At 65.1% G+C, this 22550-nt stretch carries 24 protein-coding genes; 6 read left to right on the top strand and 18 right to left on the bottom strand.

Annotated features, from left to right (window positions below; genetic code table 11):
- Positions 1–42 precede the first annotated feature (42 nt).
- Complete coding sequence (locus AXW67_RS42920) at positions 43–219, bottom strand: hypothetical protein (RefSeq protein WP_161491318.1); 177 nt, start codon at positions 217–219, stop codon at positions 43–45.
- 34 nt (positions 220–253) lie between these two features.
- Here AXW67_RS42920 and AXW67_RS32965 point away from each other — a divergent pair, with 34 nt between their 5' ends.
- Together AXW67_RS32965 and AXW67_RS32960 are read left to right on the top strand one after the other, a co-directional pair.
- Positions 254–955: an SDR family oxidoreductase gene (locus AXW67_RS32965; RefSeq protein ID WP_063681283.1), complete on the top strand. Its 702-nt coding sequence runs from the start codon at positions 254–256 to the stop codon at positions 953–955.
- A 115-nt stretch (positions 956–1070) separates the two neighbouring features.
- Positions 1071–1901, top strand: coding sequence for an enoyl-CoA hydratase (locus AXW67_RS32960; RefSeq protein WP_063681282.1), 831 nt, complete (start codon positions 1071–1073; stop codon positions 1899–1901).
- A gap of 83 nt (positions 1902–1984) precedes the next feature.
- Here the strand turns inward: AXW67_RS32960 and AXW67_RS32955 are convergent, their stop codons facing one another.
- Positions 1985–2875: a LysR family transcriptional regulator gene (locus tag AXW67_RS32955; protein ID WP_063681281.1), complete on the bottom strand. Its 891-nt coding sequence runs from the start codon at positions 2873–2875 to the stop codon at positions 1985–1987.
- A gap of 121 nt (positions 2876–2996) precedes the next feature.
- Between AXW67_RS32955 and AXW67_RS32950 the strand changes: the two genes are divergently transcribed.
- A complete protein-coding gene (locus AXW67_RS32950; protein WP_063681280.1) occupies positions 2997–3830 on the top strand; it encodes an oxidoreductase in 834 nt (277 codons plus the stop codon).
- Between the two features lie 60 nt (positions 3831–3890).
- Here the strand turns inward: AXW67_RS32950 and AXW67_RS32945 are convergent, their stop codons facing one another.
- Positions 3891–4514: a GNAT family N-acetyltransferase gene (locus tag AXW67_RS32945; RefSeq protein ID WP_063681279.1), complete on the bottom strand. Its 624-nt coding sequence runs from the start codon at positions 4512–4514 to the stop codon at positions 3891–3893.
- 66 nt (positions 4515–4580) lie between these two features.
- Entirely contained in the window at positions 4581–4784 is a 204-nt protein-coding gene (locus AXW67_RS32940; protein WP_063681278.1) for a DUF1127 domain-containing protein, read from the bottom strand.
- A gap of 110 nt (positions 4785–4894) precedes the next feature.
- Between AXW67_RS32940 and AXW67_RS32935 the strand changes: the two genes are divergently transcribed.
- Both AXW67_RS32935 and tcuC read left to right on the top strand, forming a co-directional pair.
- Positions 4895–5788, top strand: coding sequence for a transcriptional regulator GcvA (locus tag AXW67_RS32935; protein WP_063681277.1), 894 nt, complete (start codon positions 4895–4897; stop codon positions 5786–5788).
- A gap of 154 nt (positions 5789–5942) precedes the next feature.
- Positions 5943–7271, top strand: a complete 1329-nt coding sequence (gene tcuC, locus AXW67_RS32930; RefSeq protein ID WP_063681276.1) for an MFS transporter — start codon at positions 5943–5945, stop codon at positions 7269–7271.
- A gap of 165 nt (positions 7272–7436) precedes the next feature.
- Here tcuC and AXW67_RS32925 read toward each other — a convergent pair whose 3' ends face one another.
- Genes AXW67_RS32925 through AXW67_RS32915 form a run of 3 tightly spaced genes read right to left on the bottom strand, consistent with a single transcriptional unit; the run spans position 7437 to position 10041 of the window.
- Entirely contained in the window at positions 7437–7850 is a 414-nt protein-coding gene (locus AXW67_RS32925; protein WP_063681275.1) for a Rieske (2Fe-2S) protein, read from the bottom strand.
- Complete coding sequence (locus AXW67_RS32920) at positions 7850–8959, bottom strand: amidohydrolase family protein (protein WP_063681274.1); 1110 nt, start codon at positions 8957–8959, stop codon at positions 7850–7852. Before AXW67_RS32920 ends, AXW67_RS32925 begins: the two co-directional genes overlap by 1 nt.
- 23 nt (positions 8960–8982) lie before the next feature.
- Positions 8983–10041, bottom strand: a complete 1059-nt coding sequence (locus AXW67_RS32915) for an amidohydrolase family protein (protein ID WP_063681273.1) — start codon at positions 10039–10041, stop codon at positions 8983–8985.
- Positions 10042–10197: 156 nt separating this feature from the next.
- Here AXW67_RS32915 and AXW67_RS32910 point away from each other — a divergent pair, with 156 nt between their 5' ends.
- A complete protein-coding gene (locus AXW67_RS32910; protein WP_245315799.1) occupies positions 10198–10794 on the top strand; it encodes a CinA family protein in 597 nt (198 codons plus the stop codon).
- A gap of 118 nt (positions 10795–10912) precedes the next feature.
- Here AXW67_RS32910 and AXW67_RS32905 read toward each other — a convergent pair whose 3' ends face one another.
- The 11 genes from AXW67_RS32905 to AXW67_RS32855 all read right to left on the bottom strand — a co-directional run bounded on the left by AXW67_RS32905 (position 10913) and on the right by AXW67_RS32855 (position 22448).
- Positions 10913–11188, bottom strand: a complete 276-nt coding sequence (locus tag AXW67_RS32905) for a DUF1488 family protein (protein WP_027549610.1) — start codon at positions 11186–11188, stop codon at positions 10913–10915.
- Between the two features lie 155 nt (positions 11189–11343).
- Positions 11344–11967 carry a tetratricopeptide repeat protein gene (locus AXW67_RS32900; protein WP_063681272.1) on the bottom strand — a complete coding sequence of 208 codons (624 nt, stop codon included), beginning with the start codon at positions 11965–11967 and terminating at the stop codon, positions 11344–11346.
- 143 nt (positions 11968–12110) lie between these two features.
- Positions 12111–13595: an AMP nucleosidase gene (locus AXW67_RS32895; RefSeq protein WP_082908127.1), complete on the bottom strand. Its 1485-nt coding sequence runs from the start codon at positions 13593–13595 to the stop codon at positions 12111–12113.
- Between the two features lie 315 nt (positions 13596–13910).
- Entirely contained in the window at positions 13911–15245 is a 1335-nt protein-coding gene (locus AXW67_RS32890) for an HlyD family type I secretion periplasmic adaptor subunit (protein WP_063681271.1), read from the bottom strand.
- A 42-nt stretch (positions 15246–15287) separates the two neighbouring features.
- Complete coding sequence (locus AXW67_RS32885) at positions 15288–17036, bottom strand: type I secretion system permease/ATPase (RefSeq protein WP_063681270.1); 1749 nt, start codon at positions 17034–17036, stop codon at positions 15288–15290.
- Positions 17037–17298: 262 nt separating this feature from the next.
- Positions 17299–17568 (bottom strand): GlsB/YeaQ/YmgE family stress response membrane protein, encoded by a 270-nt coding sequence (locus AXW67_RS32880; protein WP_027549615.1) that lies wholly within the window; start codon positions 17566–17568, stop codon positions 17299–17301.
- Between the two features lie 332 nt (positions 17569–17900).
- Entirely contained in the window at positions 17901–18878 is a 978-nt protein-coding gene (locus tag AXW67_RS32875; RefSeq protein ID WP_063681269.1) for an ABC transporter ATP-binding protein, read from the bottom strand.
- Entirely contained in the window at positions 18875–20290 is a 1416-nt protein-coding gene (locus AXW67_RS32870; RefSeq protein ID WP_063681268.1) for an Asp-tRNA(Asn)/Glu-tRNA(Gln) amidotransferase GatCAB subunit A, read from the bottom strand. The genes AXW67_RS32875 and AXW67_RS32870 overlap by 4 nt, the downstream gene beginning before the upstream one ends.
- A complete protein-coding gene (locus tag AXW67_RS32865) occupies positions 20287–20484 on the bottom strand; it encodes a hypothetical protein (protein ID WP_063681267.1) in 198 nt (65 codons plus the stop codon). The genes AXW67_RS32870 and AXW67_RS32865 overlap by 4 nt, the downstream gene beginning before the upstream one ends.
- Positions 20481–21542 (bottom strand): ABC transporter ATP-binding protein, encoded by a 1062-nt coding sequence (locus AXW67_RS32860; RefSeq protein WP_063681266.1) that lies wholly within the window; start codon positions 21540–21542, stop codon positions 20481–20483. Before AXW67_RS32860 ends, AXW67_RS32865 begins: the two co-directional genes overlap by 4 nt.
- A 3-nt stretch (positions 21543–21545) precedes the next feature.
- Entirely contained in the window at positions 21546–22448 is a 903-nt protein-coding gene (locus AXW67_RS32855) for an ABC transporter permease (RefSeq protein ID WP_027549620.1), read from the bottom strand.
- Positions 22449–22550: the final 102 nt, after the last annotated feature.

Below are 22550 nucleotides of genomic sequence, written 5' to 3'. Positions count from 1 at the left end.
GGCTGATGCATGATGACCTCTTCGTTTCCGTCCCGCGGCATTTCAGCGGCTGCTTTCCCGCTTGCCGCGTTGCATGATGTGGATCATGCTCCAGGCGGCGAGTTGGATAAAGCCGCAAATTGTCAGGGAGGCATGATCGCCGCGAGGGAGCAATTCGCTCTGCGGAATTGTGATCGATCGGTTCGGTATGTCGGCTGGTTGTTCGCGCACATGATGCATAGATGATCGGCTCCTTATCCCAGAGGGACCAACCATGGACCACCCGAAGTACAAGATCGCGCTGATCGTCGGCGCCGGCGAAGGATTGAGCGCCTCGCTGGCGCGGCTGCTGTCGGCCCAGGGACTGCGCGTCGCGCTCGCCGCGCGAAAGATCGAGAAGCTCGGCGCGCTCTGTACCGAGACCGGCGCGAAGGCCTATGCCTGCAACGCGACGGAGCCGGAGGAGGTCGAGCGGCTGTTTGGCCTCGTCGAACGCGAGATCGGCACGCCCGACCTCGTCATCTACAATGCCAGCGGCCGGACCCGCGGACCCTTCATCGACCTGGTGCCGGCGGATGTCGCGCAATCGATCACCGTCAGCGCCTATGGCGGGTTCCTGGTGGCGCAGCAGGCGGCAAGGCGCATGCTGCCGAACAAGCATGGCGCGATCCTGTTCACGGGCGCATCCGCCAGCGTCAAGGGCTATGCCCAGTCCGCCCCGTTCGCGATGGGCAAGTTCGCGCTGCGCGGGTTGGCGCAAAGCATGGCGCGCGAACTGTCGCCGCAAGGCATCCATGTCGCGCATTTCGTCATCGACGGCGGCATCCGCAGCGCGGCACGCACCGAACCCGACGACAAGCCGGACTCGATGCTCGATCCCGATGCGATCGCAGAGAGCTATTGGAACGTCCTGCAGCAGCCACGCAGCGCCTGGAGCTGGGAGCTGGAATTGCGGCCCTGGGTGGAGAAGTTTTGAATTGAACTTCCGTAGGGTGGGCAAAGGCGCGTAGCGCCGTGCCCACCACCGACGACGCGGAAACAATGGTGGGCACGCTTCGCTTTGCCCACCCTACAAGAGCAGGGGGAGCGAGATGACCACCGAAACCACCATCGACACCGGCACCAATGAACTCCTCTGCGTCATCCGCGACCGCGTCGCGGTGATCACGCTGAACCGGCCGGAGGCGCGCAATTCTCTCTCCGACACGCTGACGCCCGCGCTGCGCACGATGATCCGGACCTGCGGCGAGGATCCCAATGTCGGCGCGCTGCTGATCACCGGTGCCGGTGAGGCCTTCTGCGCCGGCGGCAACGTCAAGGGCATGGGCGCGCATCGCGACAAGGCCAAGCTCGAAATGTCCTTTGACGACAAGGTTGCCGACCTCCAGGAGCGGCAGCGTCTGCTCACCGGCGCACTTGTGTCGGTGCGCAAGCCGACCATCGCGGCGCTGCCGGGCCCCGCGGTCGGCGCCGGGCTCGCCATCGCCATGGCCTGCGACATCCGCATCGCCGCGCAATCGGCCTTCGTTGCCACCGGCTATGCCCGCGTCGCACTGAGCGGCGATTACGGCATCGCCTGGCTGCTGACGCGGCTCATCGGCACGGCGCGGGCGCGCGAGCTGATGTTCACCGGCGACAAGGTCGATGCTGCAAGGTGCGAGGCGATCGGCCTCGTCAACCGCGTCGTGCCCGACGACAAACTGCAGACCGAAGCCTTCGCGCTGGCAAAATCGTTCGCCGAAGGGCCGCGCCTCGCGCTGCGCTACATGAAGGATAATCTCGACGAAGCTCTGCTGTTCGACTTCGAGACCGCCCGCGACCACGAGGCCGGACGGCTGATCCGCCTGACCGCAACGGCCGATCACAAGGAGGCGGTGCAGGCCTTCATCGAAAAGCGCAAGCCGGTGTTCACGGGGAAGTAAACGTAGCTCGGATGAAGCGAAGCGAAATCCGGGACACCAGCCGACGTGCCGAGAATCCCGGATTGCGCTTCGCTACATCCGGGCTACACGGCAGGCGTCCGTGCAAAATCCACGAACGCCCGAAGCGCCGCCGGCAATTGGCGGCGACTTGGGTAATACAGGAAGAAGCCGGGATAGGCCGGGCACCAATCGGCGAGCACTCTGGTCAGCTTGCGCTTCGCGAGCAGCGCGTCCACCTGCCCTTCGAACACATAGGCAAGCCCAATCCCGTCGAGCGCCGCATCGACCATCAGGTCCTGATCGTTCAACGTCAGCGGTCCCGTCACATCGATATCGACCTCGATGCCGCCACGCTCGAATTCCCAGTGGTACAGCGCGCCGCTGGTGAAGCGGTAGCGGATACAGGGCAGACCCTTCAGGTCGTGTGGCGTGACCGGCGCCTTGTGTTCCCTGAAGAAGGCGGGCGAGCCGACCGCGGCAAAGCGGTGCCGCGGCCCGATCGGCACTGCGATCATGTCCGCCGCAATGGTCTCGCCAAAGCGCACGCCGGCGTCGAAGCCGGCGGCGACCATGTCGATCAGGGCGTCGTTGATCATGATCTCGACGCTGATGTCCGGAAACGCTTTCAGGAAGCGCGTCACGATCGGCAGCAGCACGAGCTGCGCCGATTGGCGCGCGGCCGTGAACCGCAGCGTACCGGCGGGCTTGCCGCGAAAATTGTTGAGGTCCTCGAGCGCGTCGTGGATGTCGCGGAACGCCGGCGAGATGCGGGCAAACAGCCGCTCGCCGGCCTCGGTGAGGGCAACGCTGCGGGTCGTGCGGTTGGCGAGCCTTAAGCCCAGCCGCTCCTCGATGTTGCGCAGGCTATGGGACAGCGCGGACGGCGTGACGCCAAGCTCGGTCGCCGCCGCCCGAAAGCTGCGGTGGCGGGCGATGGCGAGGAAGATCGCGAGGTCGGACGGGTCGATCTGCATTGATGAATTTTGCTCAGTAGCTTGGCAAAGATATAGCGGATTATCTCAGCTATGGCGAGCCGCTACACCGTGGCCATCGGGTTCGGCACATCGCCGGCCCCATCAATGAGAGGGCAACACCATGCGTGTCTGGTTCATCACAGGAGCGTCCCGCGGATTTGGCGCATTGATCGCCGAGGCAGCGCTCAAGGCGGGCGACGCCGTGGTCGCGACCGCGCGCGACCCGTCGACCGTCACCGCGCGGCTTGGCGCTCACGAGCGCCTCCTGGCCACCCGGCTCGACGTCACCAGCGAGGCCGAAGCGCATGAAGCGGCGGGCCAGGCGGTGAAGCGGTTCGGACGCATCGACATCCTCGTCAACAACGCCGGCTACGGCCTTTTGGGCGCGATCGAAGAGGCGAGCGGCGCGGAGACGCAGAAGCTGTTCGGCACGAACGTGTTCGGCCTGCTCGGCGTCACCCGCGCGGTGCTGCCCCATATGCGCCGCGAGCGTTCGGGGCACGTCATCAACATCTCCTCCGTCGGAGGCTACGCGGGCTTTCCCGGCTGGGGCGTCTATGGTGCGACCAAATTCGCGGTCGAAGGCCTCAGCGAGGCGCTGGCCGCCGAAGCGGCGCCGCTCGGCATCAAGGTGACCGTGGTCGAGCCGGGCTTCTTCCGCACCGACTTCCTCGATGAGACCTCGCTGTCGCGTACCGCGATGCAGATCGACGACTATCACGACAGCGTCGGCAAGACCCGCGCGCACGCGGCGGACGTCAACCACGGCCAGCGCGGCGATCCGCGCAAGCTGGCGCAGGCCTTCCTGAGGCTGGTCGATGCCAAGAATCCGCCGCTGCGGCTGCCGCTCGGCAGCGACACGGTGGAGCGGATCGAGGCCAAGAATGCCTTCGTCGCCAGGGAGCTTGCGGAATGGAGGTCGGTTGCAACGTCGACCGATTTCACGAGCGACTAAGTAACGAGAGACAAAAAAATGCCCGGCGCTGGGTTCACCAGGGCCGGGCTTGGAGTGTGGTCAGGCCGAGGCTGAGGGGGTTACGGCCTGACGGGAAAGAGCGGCGAGATGCCAGCTCGCGCAGGGAATTTCCTTCGGCGCGACCGTGATCTCCTTGTCGAAGCGCACCAGCTTCCAGTCGTCCGGGTGATTGATGAAGGCGAAGCCGGATTTGCGCGCGAGCGAGATCATGGTGTCGTTGGAGCGCAGCGTGTCGCCGAACATGTGCTCGGCGCCGAGCGCAGCCGCGCGGCATTCCAAATTCTTGAGCAACGCGGTGCCGATGCCGTGACCCTGCCAGCGGTCGTCGACCGACAGGCCGAATTCGAGCGTCGAGCTCTCGGCATGGAGGGCGTAGCGCGCTTCCGCGACGATGGTCTCGAAGCCATCGACCATCATGCTCGCGATGACGGTGAAGCGCTCGCGCTCGCCGACCTGCAGGAAGTCGTGCAGCAGGCCCTTCGGCAACTCGCTGATCGCGCCGAAGAAGCGGTTGTAGCGGGACCGCGTCGTAAGCGAGCGGAAATAGTGCTGAAGCTCGTCGGTGTCGCGCGGTTCGACGAAGCGCACGGTCAGCGCATCGCCGTGGCGAGTGCGCAGCGTATCCGAATATTGCTTGAGATCGTCGAGGCGAAGGGTGCTCATGACACGCACCTTGAGAAAAAGGGACCGCCGGCGCCCCTGATCAGGCGGCGCCGGCCTGGCTGCCGTTCAGGCCCGCCAGAAGGGTTTGTCGGCTTCGTAAGCAACGTCAGCCCAGGACAGGCCGACGTCCTGGAGATCGCGGGTGGTCCATTGGGCGAGCTCACGACGGGTCCGGTAGCGCTCGTGCCAGACATGCAGGGTCTCGCTGATCTGGTCGATCAGCCCATGCGCATGATGATTTGTCATCGAATTTGTGGTGCAGGTAGACATTTTCAGCTCCTCGAGCTAAATTCCACCGTAATATCCGCCTGCAAACACGCCTCGGCAAACGACAATTTGTACCTTTTCGCATGAATTAAGCTCATGCATCCTGCTGCCAAATGACTGCCAGATTGCCTTCCCTGAACGGATTGCGGGCGTTCGAGGCCGCTGCGCGGCACCTCAGCTTCACGCTGGCCGCTGCCGAGCTGAACGTGACCCAGACCGCGATCAGCCATCAGATCCGGCGGCTCGAGGAGGAGCTCGGCATCCGCCTCTTCATCCGGCAGAACCGCGCGCTGGCGCTGACGCCGGAGGCGCGCGACTACCTGCCCGGCGTCCGCGCCGCCTTCAACGATCTCAGGCTCGCGACCGATCGCCTGCTGCGCAAGGACGACGAGAAGGTGCTGACCGTCTCGACGATCGCCTCGCTCGCCGCGAAATGGCTGCTGCCGCGGCTGACCGATTTCCAGGAGACACATCCCGGCGTCGACGTTCGCATCACCACCTCGACCAGCCTCGTCGATTTCCAGCGCGACAATGTCGACGCCGCGATCCGCTACGGGAGAGGCCAGTGGGCGGGCCTGCGCGCCGACTGGCTGATGGCGGACGAATTGTTCCCTGTGTGCAGCCCGTCGCTGCTCCGCGGCGACAAGCCGTTGCGCCGGCCCGAGGATCTGCAGGAGCACGCGCTGCTGCACACCAACAATAGCGACGACTGGCGCCTCTGGCTGACGGCGGCAGGCCTGTCGACTGGCATTTCGAGGCTGCCCGGCATCACTTTCGACATGACCCTCATGACAGTCCAGGCGGCGATCGACGGCATGGGCGTTGCGATGGGACGGACCTCGTACGTCCAGGACGACATCGCGAAGGGCCGCCTCGTGGTGCCCTTCAAGATCGCCCTGCCGGCGGATGCCGGCTTCTATCTGGTTTCGCCCAACGGCCGCCGCGAAGCGCCGAAGCTCGCCGCCTTCCGCCAATGGGTGGTCGCTGCAGCGCAGAATAAAGCCTGAAAAATCAATCGGCTTCCGCAGCAAAATCGGTTGACTCGCAGCGCCCCGCGCGGGAGGGGTTATGACAGATTGTCGCAGCAATCTGTCGCCTGCCGTGAAAATGAGTTCCGGTCCGGCCGAGTCTTCAAGGCAAGCCTTCAAGGGGAGCAACGCCATGGCTGGACCAGCCACAACCAATCCGCCCGAGATCAAGTCGCGCATCGGCGCCATCCTGCGCGCAACCAGCGGCAATTTCCTCGAGCAGTTCGACTTCTTCCTGTTCGGCTTCTATGCCGCCGCGATCGGCAAGGCGTTCTTCCCCTCCACCAACGAGACGGCCTCGCTGCTCAACACCTTCGGCGTGTTCTGGCTCGGCGCATTGATGCGGCCGGTCGGCGCGATCGTGCTCGGCGCATACATCGACCGCATCGGCCGCCGCCAGGGCCTGATCGTCACGCTCGGCATCATGGCCGCCGGCACCGTGGTGATCGCGTTCTGCCCGAGTTACGCGACCATCGGCATCGCCGCGCCGATCATCGTGCTGCTCGGCCGCCTGCTTCAGGGCTTCTCCGCCGGCGTCGAACTCGGCGGCGTGTCGGTCTACCTCGCTGAGATCTCGACGCCGGGCAATCGCGGCTTCTACACCTCGTTCCAATCGTCGAGCCAGCAGGTCGCGATCTTCGTGGCTTCGATCCTCGGCTACATCCTCTCCGAGGTCATGCCCGCCGACATCGTCACCGCCTGGGGCTGGCGCATCCCGTTCTTCGTCGGCTGCCTGATCATCCCCCTGATCTTCTTCCTGCGGCGCACGCTGCAGGAAACGCCGGAATTCCTGGCGATGAAGAAGCATCCGACCGCCGCGCAGGTGTTTTCCTCGGCGCTCGCAAACTGGCGCATCGTCATCCTCGGCATGATGATCGCGATCCTGACCACCACGACATTCTATTTCGTCACGGTGTACACGCCGACCTTCGGCAAGAACGTGCTGAAACTGACGACGCAGGACGCGCTGCTCGTCACGCTGCTGGTGGCGGTGACCAACTTCATCTGGAATCCGGTCGGCGGCGCGCTCTCGGATCGCATCGGCCGCAAGCCGGTGCTGCTGACCATCGCCTGCCTCTCGCTCGTGACCGCCTATCCGGCGCTGCACTGGCTGGTGGCGGCGCCAACCTTCGGCAAGCTGCTAGCGGTCGAGATGATGTTCTCGTTCTATTTCGGCGTCTACAGCGGAACCATGCTCGGCGCGCTGGTCGAGATCGTGCCGGCGCATGTGCGCACCACCTGCTTCTCGCTCGCCTTTGCGCTCGCGGCCGCCCTGTTCGGCACCTTCACCCCGTTCGCCTCGACCTGGCTGATCGAGAGAACCGGCGACAAGGCCTCGCCCGGCTTCTGGCTGATGTTCGCTGCCCTGCTCGGCATCATCGCCGCCTCGACCGTCTACCGCGGCGGCGGCAAGGCGGTGGCGACGTATGATCCGGTGGCGGAGCCGGTGGCCGGCCATTGATCGTCATTCCGGGGCGCCTCGAAGAGGCGAGCCCGGAATGCATTTCTCCAAGTATTCCTGCGGCCCAATGGATTCCGGGCTCGATGCTCTCGGGCCGCGCTTCGCGCGGTCCCGTCGCATCGCCCCGGAATGACATGGGGTTAGAGTTCGACTACACGGTGGGGGTTAGAGCTCCACCACCACGTAATCGCTCTCGACCCGCACGGGGATCGTCTCGGCGACATACGGGCCCTTCACCACGCTCGTGCCGGGCTCGACATGGGCCGGATACGCTTTCACGCGGAAGCGGCGGGGATCGCAGTAGGATTGGCCGGTGCGTACGTCGAATTCCCAGCCGTGCCACGGGCAGCGGATGATTTCGCCGAGCTTGGTGTATTCGATCTCGCCGGGATCTTTTGATCGAGCGAGCCCGATCAACGGGCCCTCGCACAGCGCCGCCCCCTGATGCGGGCAGCGGTTCAACAGGCCGAAATATTCGCCCTTGATGTTGAAAACCGCGATCGGCCGGCCGTCGATCTCCAAAAACTTTCGCGTACCGGGCGGGAGCTCATCGACCGGAGCGATCACATGACGCGCCATCAATTGATTCCGTACAGCTTCCGCGCGTTGTCGCGATAGAACGCCTCACGATTGGTTTCGCTGACGCCCGGCGGCAGAACGCGCGACGGCTCGTCATAGTCCCAATGCGGATAGTCCGTCGCGAACAGGAGCCGGTCCCAGCCGATCCACTTGATGACGTCGAACAGATCCTCGCGCCGCTCCGGATCCTCCATCGGCTGCGTGGTCCACCACACCTGCTCGCGGATATATTCCGACGGTGGCCGCTTCACGTGCGGCACCTCGCTGCGCAGCCGCTGCCAGACCTTGTCGAGCCGCCAGGCCAGTGACGGCGCCCAGCCGAAGCCGGCCTCGATCATCACCATCTTCAGCTTCGGGAAGCGCTCGAACACGCCTTCGAGCACGAGGCTTGCCAGTGCCGATTGCTGGCACTGCGAATGTCCGACCATCTCCTCGATGTAGTAGCTCGGCCAACCCGACGGCGTGATCGGATTGCCGCCGAAGCCGAAGGCGTGCACGCCGACTGGCAGCCCCGCCTCTTCCGCGGCCTGATAGATCGGCCAGTAGCGGCGCTGACCCAGCGGCTCGACATTGCGGCTGAGCAGCAGCACCTGGACAAAATTCTTGTCGCCGGCGCGCTCGCGGATTTCGGCGGCGGCCGACAGGCCGTCCTCATTGCCGACGACGATGGAGGCTCTCAGCCGCTTGTCCTTGCTGGTCCATTTGTCGATCTGCCAGTCGTTGATCGCCGAGCACAAAGCTGCCGAGAGCTCGTGATTGCGGATGCCCTGCCCGGTGTTGAGCGGATTGAGTACGCCGAGTTGCACATTGTTGGGATCGAGATGCTGCTTCTGCATGAAGGAGAGCGAGGAACCCTGCGGACCGCCTTCCGGCGGATAGGCATCGCGACGCGAAGCGTTGGGTTGCGCCTTCGGATAGGGCGGGCCTTCCATCATGCCCTGATAGGCATGGACACCGTAGATCTCGAGATGATGCTGCCAGCGCTTAGCGAGATAGGGATAGAGCTCGGTTCGGGTCGCGCGTGCCGGATGGATGTCGCAGTCCGCGATCGCGGCTTTTGCGGTCAGGGGGGAAGCGGCTTCGGAGCTCTCGCGGAACTGGATATTCATCGCCTTGCCTCCTTTGGCAGCGGCTAAGTCAGGCGGGGATAGGTTGCATGCGGATTGTCGATCATGATCTTGCGCACGAGATCGGGGGACAGACCTTCGGGCAGCGCATCCTGGCCGTCGAACTGCCAGTGCGGATAGTCCGTGGAGAATAGGACCAATTCATCGGACTGCATATGATCAAACAGGCGAATTAATGTCTCTGGTTCCGGCGGCGCGTCAAATGGTTGTAATGAGAAACGGATGTTGCTGCGCACAATTTCCAGCGGAGCGCGGTCGACCCAGGGCGTCTCCATTCGCACGCCGCGCCAGAACTTGTGCAGGCGCCAGAGATAGGGCGGAAGCCAGGAGATTCCGGATTCCAGCATCACCATTTTCAGCCGCGGATGACGCGCGAACACGCCCTCGACGATCAGGCTGGTGAGCTGGGTCTGGAACGCCTGGGCCTGACCGACATAATCCTCGATGTGATAGGAACCCCAGCCGACCGAGGTCGGCGGATTGTGATAGGCGGAACCGGCGTGGACGCCGATGGCAAGGTCCAGCCGTTCCGCAGCCGCATAGATCGGCCACAGCGCGCGCTTTCCCAGCGGCGTGTCGCCCATCACCAGCATCAAGACCTGCACGAAGCGCCGGTCCTGCGCGCAACGCTCGATCTCGGCGACGGCCTTCTCGATGCTTTGCGTGGGGATCACGATCGAGCCGCGCAGCCGCGTATCGCGATCGAGCCATTCCTTCGCCAGCCAGTCGTTCAGCGCGCGGCAGAACGCGGCTTGCATGTCCTCGGAAAACACCATCTGCACGCCGTAGAGCGGATTGCAGATGGCGTGGCCGACCGCGAAGGGATCGAGCACATGGCGCTGCATGTCCTCCAGGCTCGAACCGGGCTTGCCGGCGTCGGGACGCCAGTCCTCGCGCGCCGTGATCGGCGAGTTCTTCGGATAGGATTGCGAGATGAGGTCGACCATGCCGCGCGTCGTCACCTGGTCGCGCCAGTAGTCGTTCAGATAGGGCAACAGGCTCGTCAGATGCGGCACCGCCGGGTGCACGTCGCAATCCACACCGCCGGCGATCAGGGACGTCATGACGTCTCCTCTTCACGTTTCCCCTTGCGCAGCGCTTCGCCGCGCCGTCTTGCGTCCACCATTCAAGCAGGCCTGCCCGCCCCCTGCAACTCGGCCAAGGCCGCTGTCATATGCTAGGAAGTCGCAGCTCGGTTGCGAGGATGGGAGGCTAAAGAAATGAAAGAGCTCGTTGGCATTGCGGAACAGGTCGCAGCGAAATTGATCGCGCGCAAAGAGACCATCGCGGTCGCGGAATCCTCGGCCGGCGGCCTGATCGCGGCAAGCCTGCTCGCAGTGCCCGGCGCGTCGGCCTATTTCCTCGGGGGCGCCGTGGTCTATACGCGCGATGCGCGGCGGGTGCTGATGGATATTTCGGATGACGGCATGAAGGGCTTTCGATCCTCATCGGAGCCTTACGCGAAACTTCTCGCCGAGCAGATGCGCGGCCGCTTCGGCTGCGACTGGGGCCTGTCCGAGACCGGCGCAGCCGGCCCCTCCGGCAACCGCTACGGCGATGCCGCTGGCCAGCTGCATGGCGGTCGCAGGACCCGCGGCGGAGGTCATGACGCTGGAGACCGGCAGCAAGGATCGACTCGCGAACATGCAGACGTTTGCGGCAACGGCGCTGAGGCTGCTGCTGAAGAATTTGGAGCGGTGATTTGTATCGCGGCTCAAGTGAATCGGGACAACCATCCCGCATATACCACAGTCATGCTCCAGCTTGCCGCCTTCGCTGAAGCTTCGGCGGCCGAGCACCCTTGTGGCCCGGCGTAGCCTTGGCGGGGCCGGCACCGGGGTATCCACTACGCCGAGGCCTATCGATTGAATCACAACCGCCTCTGGAATACTCGCCCGGTCAAGCTGGGCGATCACGGCGGAAGATCGGGCGCGCCTACCTCTCCAAATGCCGCGTGAAAATCCGCACCACATGGCCCCGGACCCGCGGTGCCTCGTCGTAGAGGTCTGACGCGATCCGTTCGATGGTCTCGCGCAGCGACAGGAACTGCGCCTGGCGCGCGCTGCTCTCGGTGCCTTCCATGCCCGCCAGCTCGTCCATGGCGGCGTCGCTGATCTGACACTGCACGACGTCACCGTCGTTCAGCATGGTGAAACGAAAGGCCAGCCGTTCCAGATCATGGCCCACGATCTTGTCGCGCGTCAGCGGCATCCAATTGTTCCGTTCGCGCCCCCGCGCGGGACAATGCTGAAAATCTGACGCCTTGTCACCATGGGCCAAGGGACAGGGCAATCCAAGGGACAGCGCAATCATGGGGAGCGCGTCAGCAGCGCATGCCCGGACGCGCTCCCTTCAGCAGCTTCACCTCAGTAGACGAGCGCCGTGCCGGTCGGCTTTTCCAGCGCTGCGGCCAAGGACTTGTACTCCTCGCAATCCGTCCCGCAGATGGCCGCGATCCGGCTCAGGTGATAGAGCGCCTGCTCGCGATTGCCTTGCTCGAGCTGCCACAGGCCGTAGTACTGCCAGGTCAGCACGTGGTTCGGATCCGCCTTCAATGCGCGCTCGTACCAGACCTGTGACTGCTTGTAGTCGCCGAGCTTGCGATAGGAGTAGCCGATCAGGTTGGCGACGTTCGGATGATCGTCATGGCCGAGCGCCTTCAATTGCTCGATCGCGACCGCGTAATCATTGCGCTCGTAGATGGTGTCATAGGCCACGCGATAGCCGGCCGCGAATGCCGGATCGTCGATACTGGACTGGTTGTTGGGCTTCCTGGCCTTGCTGGCCTTCGTTCCCGGACGTCTCGGATAGGTCGGCTGGGTAGTGGTGGTGCTCGGCGTCGCATAGGCGCCGGCATAGGGATCGCTGGTACTGATGCCGCTGCCGCCGCCTCCACCACCGCCGCCTCCGCCTGCGGCAAAGGTCGGCGAGGCCAACAGGGCCGCCGCAAACGTGCCCAGCACGAGGATTCTGATCATCCCTGAGATCATTCCTGTCTCCTGTCTTGATCGAAGCGGCCCCGGACGAGTTGATAACACTGCCGCGGCAGCGATATTCCGGGACGCTGTTCTCACGGAGACGTCAGCGTTCGTACGACAGTTCTCCTGTCCTTCCATCCTGCGCGATAGACACGCTACTGGAACGCCACCTCGGCGAAGCTGCGGAGCTTGCGCGAATGCAGCCGCTCCGATTCCTGCTGCTTCAGCCGCTCCAGCGCCTTCAGCCCGATCTCGAGATGCTGGCCGACGCGGCGGCGGTAGAACTCGCTCGCCATGCCCGCAAGCTTGATCTCGCCGTGCAACGGCTTGTCGGAGACGCAGAGCAAGGTGCCGTAGGGGACGCGGAAGCGATAGCCGTTGGCCGCAATCGCCGCCGATTCCATGTCGAGCGCCACCGCGCGCGACTGCGACAGGCGGCGGATCACCGCAGGCCCGCTGATCTCCCAGTTGCGATTGTCGACGCTCGCAACGGTGCCCGTGCGCATCAAGCGCTTGAGCTCGAAGCCTTCGAGGCCAGTGACATCTTCGACCGCCTCTTCGAGCGCGACCTGCATCTCGGCCAGCGCCGGGATCGGCACCCACAGTGGCAGCTCGCGATCGAGCACGTGATCCTCGCGCACATAGCCATGGGCGAGCACATAGTCGCCGAGCCGCTGCGTATTGCGCAGGCCCGCGCAATGGCCGAGCATGAGCCAGGCATGCGGACGCAGCACGGCGACGTGGTCGGTGACGTTCCGCGCGTTCGACGGACCGGTGCCGATGTTGATCAGGGAAATGCCGCGATAGCCGGGCATGACGAGATGGAAGGCCGGCATCTGCGGCGTGCGCTCGGGCGCAACCCCGGTCATCGCGCCGCCATTGCGCGTGATCAAATTGCCCGGCGCCACAAAAGCGTCGAGGCCGGCCTCGCCGGATTGCAGCCGCTGCTGGCAGAGCTGCGCGAAGGCATCGACATAGAACTGGTAGTTCGTGAAGATCACGAAATTCTGGAAATGCTCGGGATCGGTGCCCGTGTAGTGATAGAGCCGCCGCAGCGAATAATCGACGCGGGCGGCCCGGAACAGGGAGAGCGGTTCAGGCAGGCCGGGCTCCAGCTCGAACGTGCCGTCGGCGATCGCATCGTCCATGGTGGCGAGATCAGGCACGTCGAACACGTCGCGCAGCGACCGCATTACCGGCGACTTCTCGCTGGTGGAAATGGCTGCTTCGATGTTGATGTCGCGGCGATAGGCGAAGTGGATCGGGATCGGCTCGCCGGATTCGCCGATCTCGACGGGCACGCCGTGATTCTGGATCAACAGGCCGATCTGCTCGGTCAGATAGCTCCGGAACAGATCGGGACGCGTCACGCTGGTTTCATGCACGCCGGGTCCGGCGACGAAGCCGTAGGAGAGACGCGAATCGAGCCGCGCATAGGTCGCGGTGGTGATACGGACGAAGGGATAGTAGGCGCGCATATGCGTCGTGATCGCCTCGCCGCCAACATAGGCCTCGAACCGTTCGCGCAGGAATCTTGTGTTGCGTTCGTAGATTTCTTCGAGGCGGGCAACGGCCGCTGCCGCATCGGTGAAGGCTTCGGTGGCGATGGACGGCGGGGATTGGATCGGGATGGGATGCATTTTTGCGCCAGTTGCTTTGAAGAGCCGCTTGGTGTCGGAGTATAGCAAGAAGATGGCGACGCCGTCATTGCGAGCGCAGCGAAGCAATCCGGAAATCTCTCCGCGGAGATAGCCTGGATTGCTTCGCTGCGCTCGCAATGACGAGTGGAAGCTGTCGTAGGGTGGGCAAAGCGAAGCGTGCCCACCCTTTCAAATATCAGGAGGTGAATGCTGGGCACGGCGCTACGCGCCTTTGCCCACCCTACGGGACCGAAACTGTGGATCGAGATCCCGGATGCACGCCAAGCGCGCTCCGGGATGACGCGCTTTCGCGCGTCACTTCTCGCGGAACGCCCGCATGAGCTGATCGTGCAGCGGCTTCATCAGGTAGGACAGCATGGTGCGGTCGCCGGTCTGGACGAAGGCCTCGACCGGCATGCCGGGGATCAGCTTGACGTCGCCGAGGCGGGCGACCTCTTCGGCCGGCATCGAGACGCGGATGGTGTAGTAGCTCTGGCCGGTGCGCTGATCGGTGGTGACGTCGGGCGAGACGCGGCTGACGACGCCGTTGAGCTCGGGCGTGGTGCGCTGATTGAAGGCGGAGAGGCGCAGCAGCGTCTTCTGGCCGACCTGGAGCTTGTCGATATCGACCGGATTGACCTTGGCCTCGACCTGGAGGTCGTCGGCCTGCGGCACGATCAGCATCAGAGTGTCGCCGGCGGTGACGACGCCGCCGACCGTGTGCACGGTCGATTGCAGCACCATGCCGTCCTGCGGCGCGCGGATGTCGACGCGGCGGAGCTGATCCTCCGCGGTGACCTTGCGCTCGATCAGCTCGCCGATCTTGTCGTTGGTCTCGCGCAGATCCTTGGAGACCTCGCTCACCATGTCCTTGTCGACCTGGATGATCTGGAGCTCGGTCTCGGTGATCTTGCCCTTGGCCTGCGCCCGCGAGGCGATGTATTGCGCGCGCTCGCCGTTGAGGCGGGCGGAGTCGCGCTCAAGCGTGGTCAGGCGCGAAAGCTGCACCAGGTGCTTGTCGTAGAGATCGCGAACGCCGGTGAGCTCCTGCTGCACCAGGGCGATTTCCTTGTCCTTGGCCTTTTCCTGCGCGGCAAGACCTTCGATTTCCTCGTTGAGCTGCTGGATGCGCTCGCGGAGCTGCGCCTTCTGGCCGGCACGGCCGTTGACACGGACGTCGAACAGCTTGCTTTCGCTGGCGACCAGCGTCCTGACGTCGGGATCGGCGGCACGATCGAGCAATGACTGCGGGAACTCGATCTTGTCGAGAGCGCGCTGCTCGGCCTGCAACCGGGCCGCACGCGCCAGCGCTGCATCGAGATTCTTGGTGACGATGGCGAGGTTCGCCTTGGTGACGGTGTCGTCGAGCCGCACGACGATGTCGCCGGCCTTGACCACGTCGCCGTCGCGGGCCCGCAGCTCGCCGACCACGCCGCCGGTCGGATGCTGCACCTTCTTGACGTTGGATTCGACGACGACCTGCCCGGGCGCGATCAGTGCGCCCGAAATCAGCACCGTCGACGCCCAGCCGCCGAGCCCGAAGGCGAGGAACAGCACGATCGACAGCCCGAGGATCAGGTGGAACCTGATCGAGTGCCGTACGCCCTGTTTCTCCGCGCCCTTCACGCCGCCAATCGTCATCGTGCTCATGACAGGTTTCCCGCTGCGCTCATGGCAGGTTTCCCGCTGCGCTCATGGCTTGGTCACCCCGCCTTCGCTGACGATCTTGATCGGCGCCGGCGGCGCAACACGGGGCTGGAGCACCTGGGCAAGCACCTGCTCCTTGGGACCGAAGGCCTGCACCTTGCCATCGCGCAGCACCAGGATCTGGTCGACCGCCTCGACGCCGATCGGCCGGTGCGCCACGACGATGACAATGGCGCCGCGTTCGCGCGCCGAGCGGATCGCTCGGGTCAGCGCCTCGTCACCCTCGGTGTCGAGGTTGGAATTGGGCTCGTCGAGCACGATCAGGAACGGATTGCCGTAGAGCGCGCGCGCCAGCGCGACGCGCTGCGCCTGGCCGGCGGAGAGGGCGGCGCCCTGCTCGCCGACTTGCGTGTTGTAGCCCTCGCGCATCTTGATGATCATCTCGTGCACGCCGGCCTCTTTCGCCGCGGCGATGATGCCGTCCGACGTCGCCTCGGGATCGAAGCGGCTGATGTTCTGCGCGATGGTGCCGCCGAACAGTTCGACGTCCTGCGGCAGGTAGCCGATATGGCGGCCGAGCGCATCCGACGACCATTGGTCGAGCGCGGCGCCGTCGAGCCGCACCTTGCCGCGGACCGGCTGCCAAACGCCGACGAGCGCGCGGATCAGCGACGACTTGCCGGAGCCGCTCGGCCCGATCACCCCGAGACCATTGCCCGCGGTCAGCGCGAAGGTGGCGTCCTGCACGATCAGGCGCTGATCGCCCGGCGGCACGATGGAGACACCTTCGACCGACAGCCGGCTGGTAGGTGCCTGCAACTGCGTCGGCATCGTCTGCGCCGGCATCTGCTCCAGCAGCCGGCTCAGGCGGTGCCAGCTCTGGCGGGCGGCGACGAAGGACTTCCAGTGCGCGATCGCCAGATCAACCGGCGCCAGCGCGCGCGCGGACAGGATCGAGCCGGCGATGATGATGCCCGCGGTCGCTTCCTGGTGGATGACGAGATAGGCACCGACCGCGAGCACGGCCGATTGCAGCATCATGCGCAGCACTTTTGCGACCGCACCGAGACCGCCGGCGACGTCGCTCGCGCGCTGATTGCCGGCGAGATATTTTTCGTTGGCCTCGCTCCAGCGCTGGTTCAGCCGGCCGGCCATGCCCATCGACACCAGCACCTCGGCGTTGCGGCGGCTGGACTGGGCGAGATCGTTGCGCTGCGCGGCGAGCCCCATCGCCTCGCGCGCCGGCTGGCGGGACAGGAACTCGGTGACCAGCGTCAGCCCGACCAGAATGATGGCGCCGACCAGCGCGGTCACGCCGATCAAGACGTGGAAGGCGAAGCAGATGGCGAGATAGAGCGGCAGCCAGGGCAGGTCGAAGAACGCGCTCGGTCCCATGCCGCCGAGGAAGGAGCGGACATTGTCGAGGTCGCGGAGCGGCTGCAGTCCCTCATTGCGGCCGCCGACCAGGAGCGGCAGGCGAACGATGGTGTCGAACACGCGCTTGTTGAGCGCTTCGTCGAGCGCGGTGCCGACCCGCCCGAGGATGCGCCCGCGGATCATGTCGAGCACGCCCTGCGCGATATAGAGGCCGCCAGCCAGGATGATCAGGCCGACCAGGGTCGGGATGCTGCGGCTCGGCAGCACGCGGTCATAGACCTCGAGCATGAAGATCGACCCGGTCAGATAGAGCAGGTTGATCATGCAGCTCATCAGGCCAACGCCGATGAACGCCGAGCGACAGGCGCGCAGCGCTTCACCGAGCTCTGAACGGCGAAAGCCGGGAACGGCTGCCATCAGTCTGATCTCTTTCGGGTAACGGGCGAAGCCCCTGTTTTAAAAAGCAATTTCAGGGCTACTTGACCCGGATTAATATTGTGTTTTCGGCGCTCGCCCAACGCCGTCGAATTGATCCTCGAAACTGATGGCTCATCATCTACCCCGACCGCGCACCTGCGCAAGTCCGGAATCTCACAGGGATACGGCTTTTTCTTGCAAGCTTAACGCCTCTCCCCAGCTTGGGGAGAGGCGTTGGAGTTCCGACGTGTTGAGCCTCCCGCTAGAGCCGGCCGCCACCGCGCACCAGACGCACCACCAGCAGCAGGATGATGGCGCCGATGGCGGAATAGATGATCTCCGAGACCATCCCGACGCCAAGATGGATGCCGAGCTTCGGGAACAGGAAGCTCGCGACAAACGCGCCGGCGATGCCGATCACGATGTCGCCGATGATGCCGAACCCGCTTCCGCGGACCACCTTGCCAGCAAGCCAGCCGGCAACCAGGCCGACGAACAGGATGACGATGAGGCTTTGGCCAGAAATGTACATAAGTTGAAGTCCCTCTCCATGAACGGGGGGCATGGAACGGGAACCGGGATGAACGGGGTCTGAATGCCGTTAACCCCTCCGCTCCGGTCGCGGCACTTCGACAAAAAACGCGAAAACAACCCCATGCAAAGTAGAACGGCGCCGGACGAGATGCGCCCGGTCAATCGTGACAACTCGGTGCAGGCGCAGAAGATTTTCGAATTGAGGCGCGCACGAAGTGAGGAGTGCACTCACTGTCAGGGGCGCGCTGCTCTCTCATTCCCTCCCCCCTTGCGGGGGAGGGAGCGCAGTGTGCGCGTGGCCGCAGCTAACTCCACATCAACAAGAGAGCACTACGCGCCGGCCGTCACCTTCTCCGCCAGCACACACCTGGCCGCCCGGCCCGGCCCCACCTCCACATTCGGCGGCAGTTGCGCCAGGCAGCGCGGCTGAGCGGCGGCGCAGCGGGGGGCGAAGGAGCAGTTGTGCGGCTTTTCCGCCAGCGAGGGCGGCGTGCCGGGGATGGTCTCGAGCCGCTGTCCCCGCTTGGCGCCATGGATGGTGGAGGCGAGCAGGCCCCGGGCATAGGGATGCATCGGCGCGCGGACGATGTCGCGCAGGCTGCCCTGCTCCACGATCTGGCCGGCATACATCACCGCGACGCGGTCGCAGATCTCGATCGCGACGCCGATGTCATGGGTGACGAAGATGACGGACATTCCGAACTCGCGCTGCAATTCGCGCAGCAGCAACAGGATCTGGATCTGCACGGTGGCGTCGAGCGCCGTGGTCGGCTCGTCCGCGAGCAGGATCTTGGGCCGGCAGGCGAGCGCCAGCGCGATCATGGCGCGCTGGCGCATGCCGCCGGACATCTCATGCGGATAGGCGTCGAGCCGGCGTTTTGCCGATGGGATGCGCACGACCTCGAGCATTTCGAGAGCGCGCGCCCTGCCCTCCGCAAAGCTCTTGCCCTCGTGGCGCACGACGCTTTCGGCGATCTGCGCGCCGATCGTGTAGACCGGATCGAGCGCGAGCGCGGGCTCCTGAAAAATCATCGAGACGGTCTGGCCACGGAAGGACGAAAGCTCCTCGTCGTTCATGGCGAGCACGTCGCGGCCCATCACATTGACCGTGCCCGATATCTGCGTGCGTTTCCGCGGCAACAGCCGCATCAGCGCACGCAGCGTCACGCTCTTGCCCGAACCGGACTCGCCGAGCAGGCCCAGCACCTCGCTGTTGCCGAGCGAGAGATTGAGATCGTTCACGGCAAAGACCGTGCGCTCGCCAGTGAAGCGGATGTTGAGGCCTGATATCTCGACAAGCTTTGTCATGACGGCAGTTTTGGTACCCGGTCGTGGTAATCGGTCACGCGCTGGAATGCGGCGCCGATGGTGAGCAAGGTCGCTTCATCGAAGGAGCGGCCGATGAGCTGCATGCCGATCGGCAGGCCGCTTTTGGTGAAGCCGGACGGAACCGTCAGCGACGGCAGGCCGAGATAGTTCACCGGGCGAGTGAACAGCGTCAGCCGCTGCAACAGCGCCGGCGCGTTCGGTCCGCCGCCGACGTCACTCTCCGCGATCGTCGGCGCCGGCACCGGTGAAGCCGGCGCGATCACCGCATCGACGCCGGCGGTCGCCGCGTTGTGCGCGGCAAGCGCAGGCCCGCGCCAGCGCATCGCCTCGAGATAGGTGATGGCGGGGACGGCGAGCCCGTTCTGAAGCCGCATCAGGACCTGCGGGCCATAATCCTGCGGACGCTCGATCATCCAGCGCTTGTGGAAGGCGGCGGCCTCGGCGGCGAGCACGAGCTGGCTGGCCGCGGACAATTGCCGCTGGTCCGGCAACTCGACCTTGGCGATGTCGGCGCCCTCGCGCTTGAGCACCGCGATGGTCTCGTCGAGGACACGCGCGACCTCGCTGTCGAGATCGTCGACGTAGAACGAGGCGGGCACGCCGATCTTCAGGCCCTTGAGCGAACCCTTCGTCGCGGCGACGTAGTCCGAGACGGGCTCGTGGCTCGCGGTCGGATCCTCCGGATCGGGGCCGGCCATCAAGGCCAGCAGCAGCGCGCAGTCCTCGGCGGTGCGGGCGAGCGGGCCGACCGTATCGAGCGATTGCGACAGCGGCATCGCACCGGCGCGGCTGACGCGGCTCCAGGTGGTCTTGAGCCCGGTGACGCCGCAGAAATGCGCGGGCATGCGGATCGAGCCGCCGGTGTCGGAGCCGAGCGCCGCATAGGTGAGCCGCGACGCGACCGACGAGCCGGAGCCCGACGAGGAGCCGCCGGTGATGTGCGCGACATTCCAGGGGTTGCACACCGGGCCGTAATGGCTGTTGTGGCCGGTCGGGCCATAGGCGAATTCGGCAAGATGCAGCGTGCCGAGCCGGATCTGGCCGGCGTCCTTCAGCCGCTGCAGGGCGGTCGATGTGGTGGTGGCAACGAAGTCGCGGCGGATCAGCGAGCCGCAGGTCGCGACCTTGCCGGCATCGTAATACATGTCCTTGTGCGCAAGCGGCACGCCGTGCAGCGGCCCGCGTACTTCGCCGTTGGCCAGTTGAGCGTCGGCAGCATCGGCCGCTTTCAGCGCAGCCTCCGATTCGATCGACATGAAGGCGTTGAGATGCGGCTGCCACTGCGCGATGCGATGCAGCAGGGCGCGCGTCACCTCATGCGAAGACACCTGCTTCATCGCGATCGCGCGCGCGACCTCGGTGAGCGTCATCAAGGCGGGCTCAGTGCTCATTTCGAAACCTTGGCGTTCTGCGCGACCACGTAGAGCGCCGGCTCGAGATCGAACGGCAGCGTGCCGGCAATGGCGGCGAAGCCGTCGAAAGCAGGGCCGATCGAATTGGAGATGCGCGTCGCGATCTCGTCTTCCACGGGAACACCGGCGACCTGCGCCGCCGCCATGATTTCTCTTGTCGTTGGTCTCGTCATGCCATTTCCTCCGTCGGCGCACGGCTATGGCCTGAACCCGGAATCGCCATGTAGCACGCGGCCTCGTGGCCCATCTTATCGAGCGCGGTGAGCTTTGGTGTAGCATTTGCGCAGAGCGGCTCCGCAAACGGGCAACGGGTGTGGAAGCGGCAGCCCGGGGGCGGATCGATCGGATTGGGCGGATCGCCCGTGATCGGCGGCTTCTCGGTGCGCCTGTCGGGATCGGACGACGGCATCGCGGCGAGCAGCGCACGCGTATAGGGATGCGCCGGCCGGTCCCAGACCTGGTCGACCGGGCCGAGCTCGACCACCTCGCCGAGATACATCACCAGCACGCGATCACTGATGTAGCGCACCACGTTGAGGTCGTGGCTGATGAAGAGATAGGTCAGGCCGAACTCGCGCTTGAGGTCGGCGAGCAGGTTGAGCACCTGCGCCTCGACCGATTTGTCGAGCGCGGAGACGGCCTCGTCCAGGATCACCAGCCGCGGCGACAGTGCCAGCGCACGCGCGATATTGACGCGCTGGCGCTGGCCGCCGGAGATCTCATGCGGATAGCGGTTGGCGAAGTTCTCCGGTCGCAATCCCACCTTGCCGAGCAGCTCGCGCGCGAGCGCGCGCGCCGCAGCGTCGGCCATACCGTGGACCTTGGGGCCGAAGGCGATCGACTCCTCGATCGTCAGGCGCGGATTGAGCGAGGCATAGGAATCCTGGAACACCATCTGCATGCCCCTGCGCAATTCGTGCAGGGAGAGCGACTGGCCGACGGTCATGCCGTCATAGATGATGTCGCCGGCATCGCGCGGCATCAGATGCATCAACAGCCGCGCGGTGGTCGACTTGCCGCAGCCGGACTCGCCGACGATGCCGACGGTCTCGCCCTTGGCGACGGAGAAGGACACGTTGTCGACGGCGCGCACGGTGCGCTTGGCGCTGAACAGCTCGCCGCGAACCGGAAAATGTTTTGTGAGGCCGTTGACCTGCAACAGCGGCTGCGCCACGCCGCCGCGGTCTTCGACCGGCTCGAGCATTTCGAAAGGGGTGATGGTCTCGCTCATGGCCTAGTTCCTGATGTCCATGGCGCTGCGCAGGCCGTCCGAGAGCAGATTGAAGCAGATCGAGACCGCGAAGATCATCGCGCCGGGAAGCGCCGCGACCCAGGGATTGACGTAGATCGCGGTGCGCAGCGTGTTCAGCATCAACCCCCATTCCGGCTCCGGCGGCTTGGTGCCGAGGCCGAGGAAGGAGAGCCCGGCGGCCAGGATCATCGAGACCGAGATCAGGCTGGTGGCATAGACGAAGATCGCGCCGAGCACGTTGCCGAGAATGTGCACGCGCATGATCGTGAAGGGGCCTGCGCCGGAAGCGCGCGCGGCTTCGACAAAGTCCATGTTGCGCACGCCGGTGGTGACGCTCTCGGCGACACGGGTGATCTGCGGCACGAACACGATGGTCAGCGCGACGATGGAGTTGAGGATGCCGGCGCCCAACGCGCCGGAGATCGCAATCGCCAGTAGCACGGAAGGAAAGGCGTAGAACACGTCGACCGTGCGCATGATCGCGGTGTTGAGCCTGCCGCCGACATAGCCGGCAATGATGCCGAGCGAGGTGCCGATGCCGAAGGCGAGGATCACGGGCAGGATGCCGATGACGAGCGACAGCCGCCCGCCATAGATCAACCGCGCCAGCATGTCGCGGCCGAGCTCGTCGGTGCCGAGCGGATAGCCCGGTGTCGCGATATGACGGAGACGGCGGATCATCGAGCCCTTGTAGGGATCCTCCAGGCCCAGCCACGGCGCGAGCAGCGCGGAGAGGAAGATCAAGAGCAGCACCAGCGCGCAGGCCATGCTGACCTTGTCGCGCAGGATGCGGCGGCCGACGGTCGCCCAATAGCCGCGCGCCTTGGTCGCCGGCGCCGCCTGGAGCGCAGCCTCGTTCATCGCGGACAGCGGAAGCTCGCTCATCGTCCGGCTCCCGGCAGGTATTGGTTCAATCGATGCAAGCCGAGGACGCGGTGCACCTCTCCCGCTTGCGGGAGAGGTCGGCGCGAAGCGCCGGGTGAGGGT

Source organism: Bradyrhizobium neotropicale, assembly GCF_001641695.1.
Taxonomy (GTDB): domain Bacteria; phylum Pseudomonadota; class Alphaproteobacteria; order Rhizobiales; family Xanthobacteraceae; genus Bradyrhizobium; species Bradyrhizobium neotropicale.
This window is presented reverse-complemented; position numbering and strand designations above follow the sequence as displayed.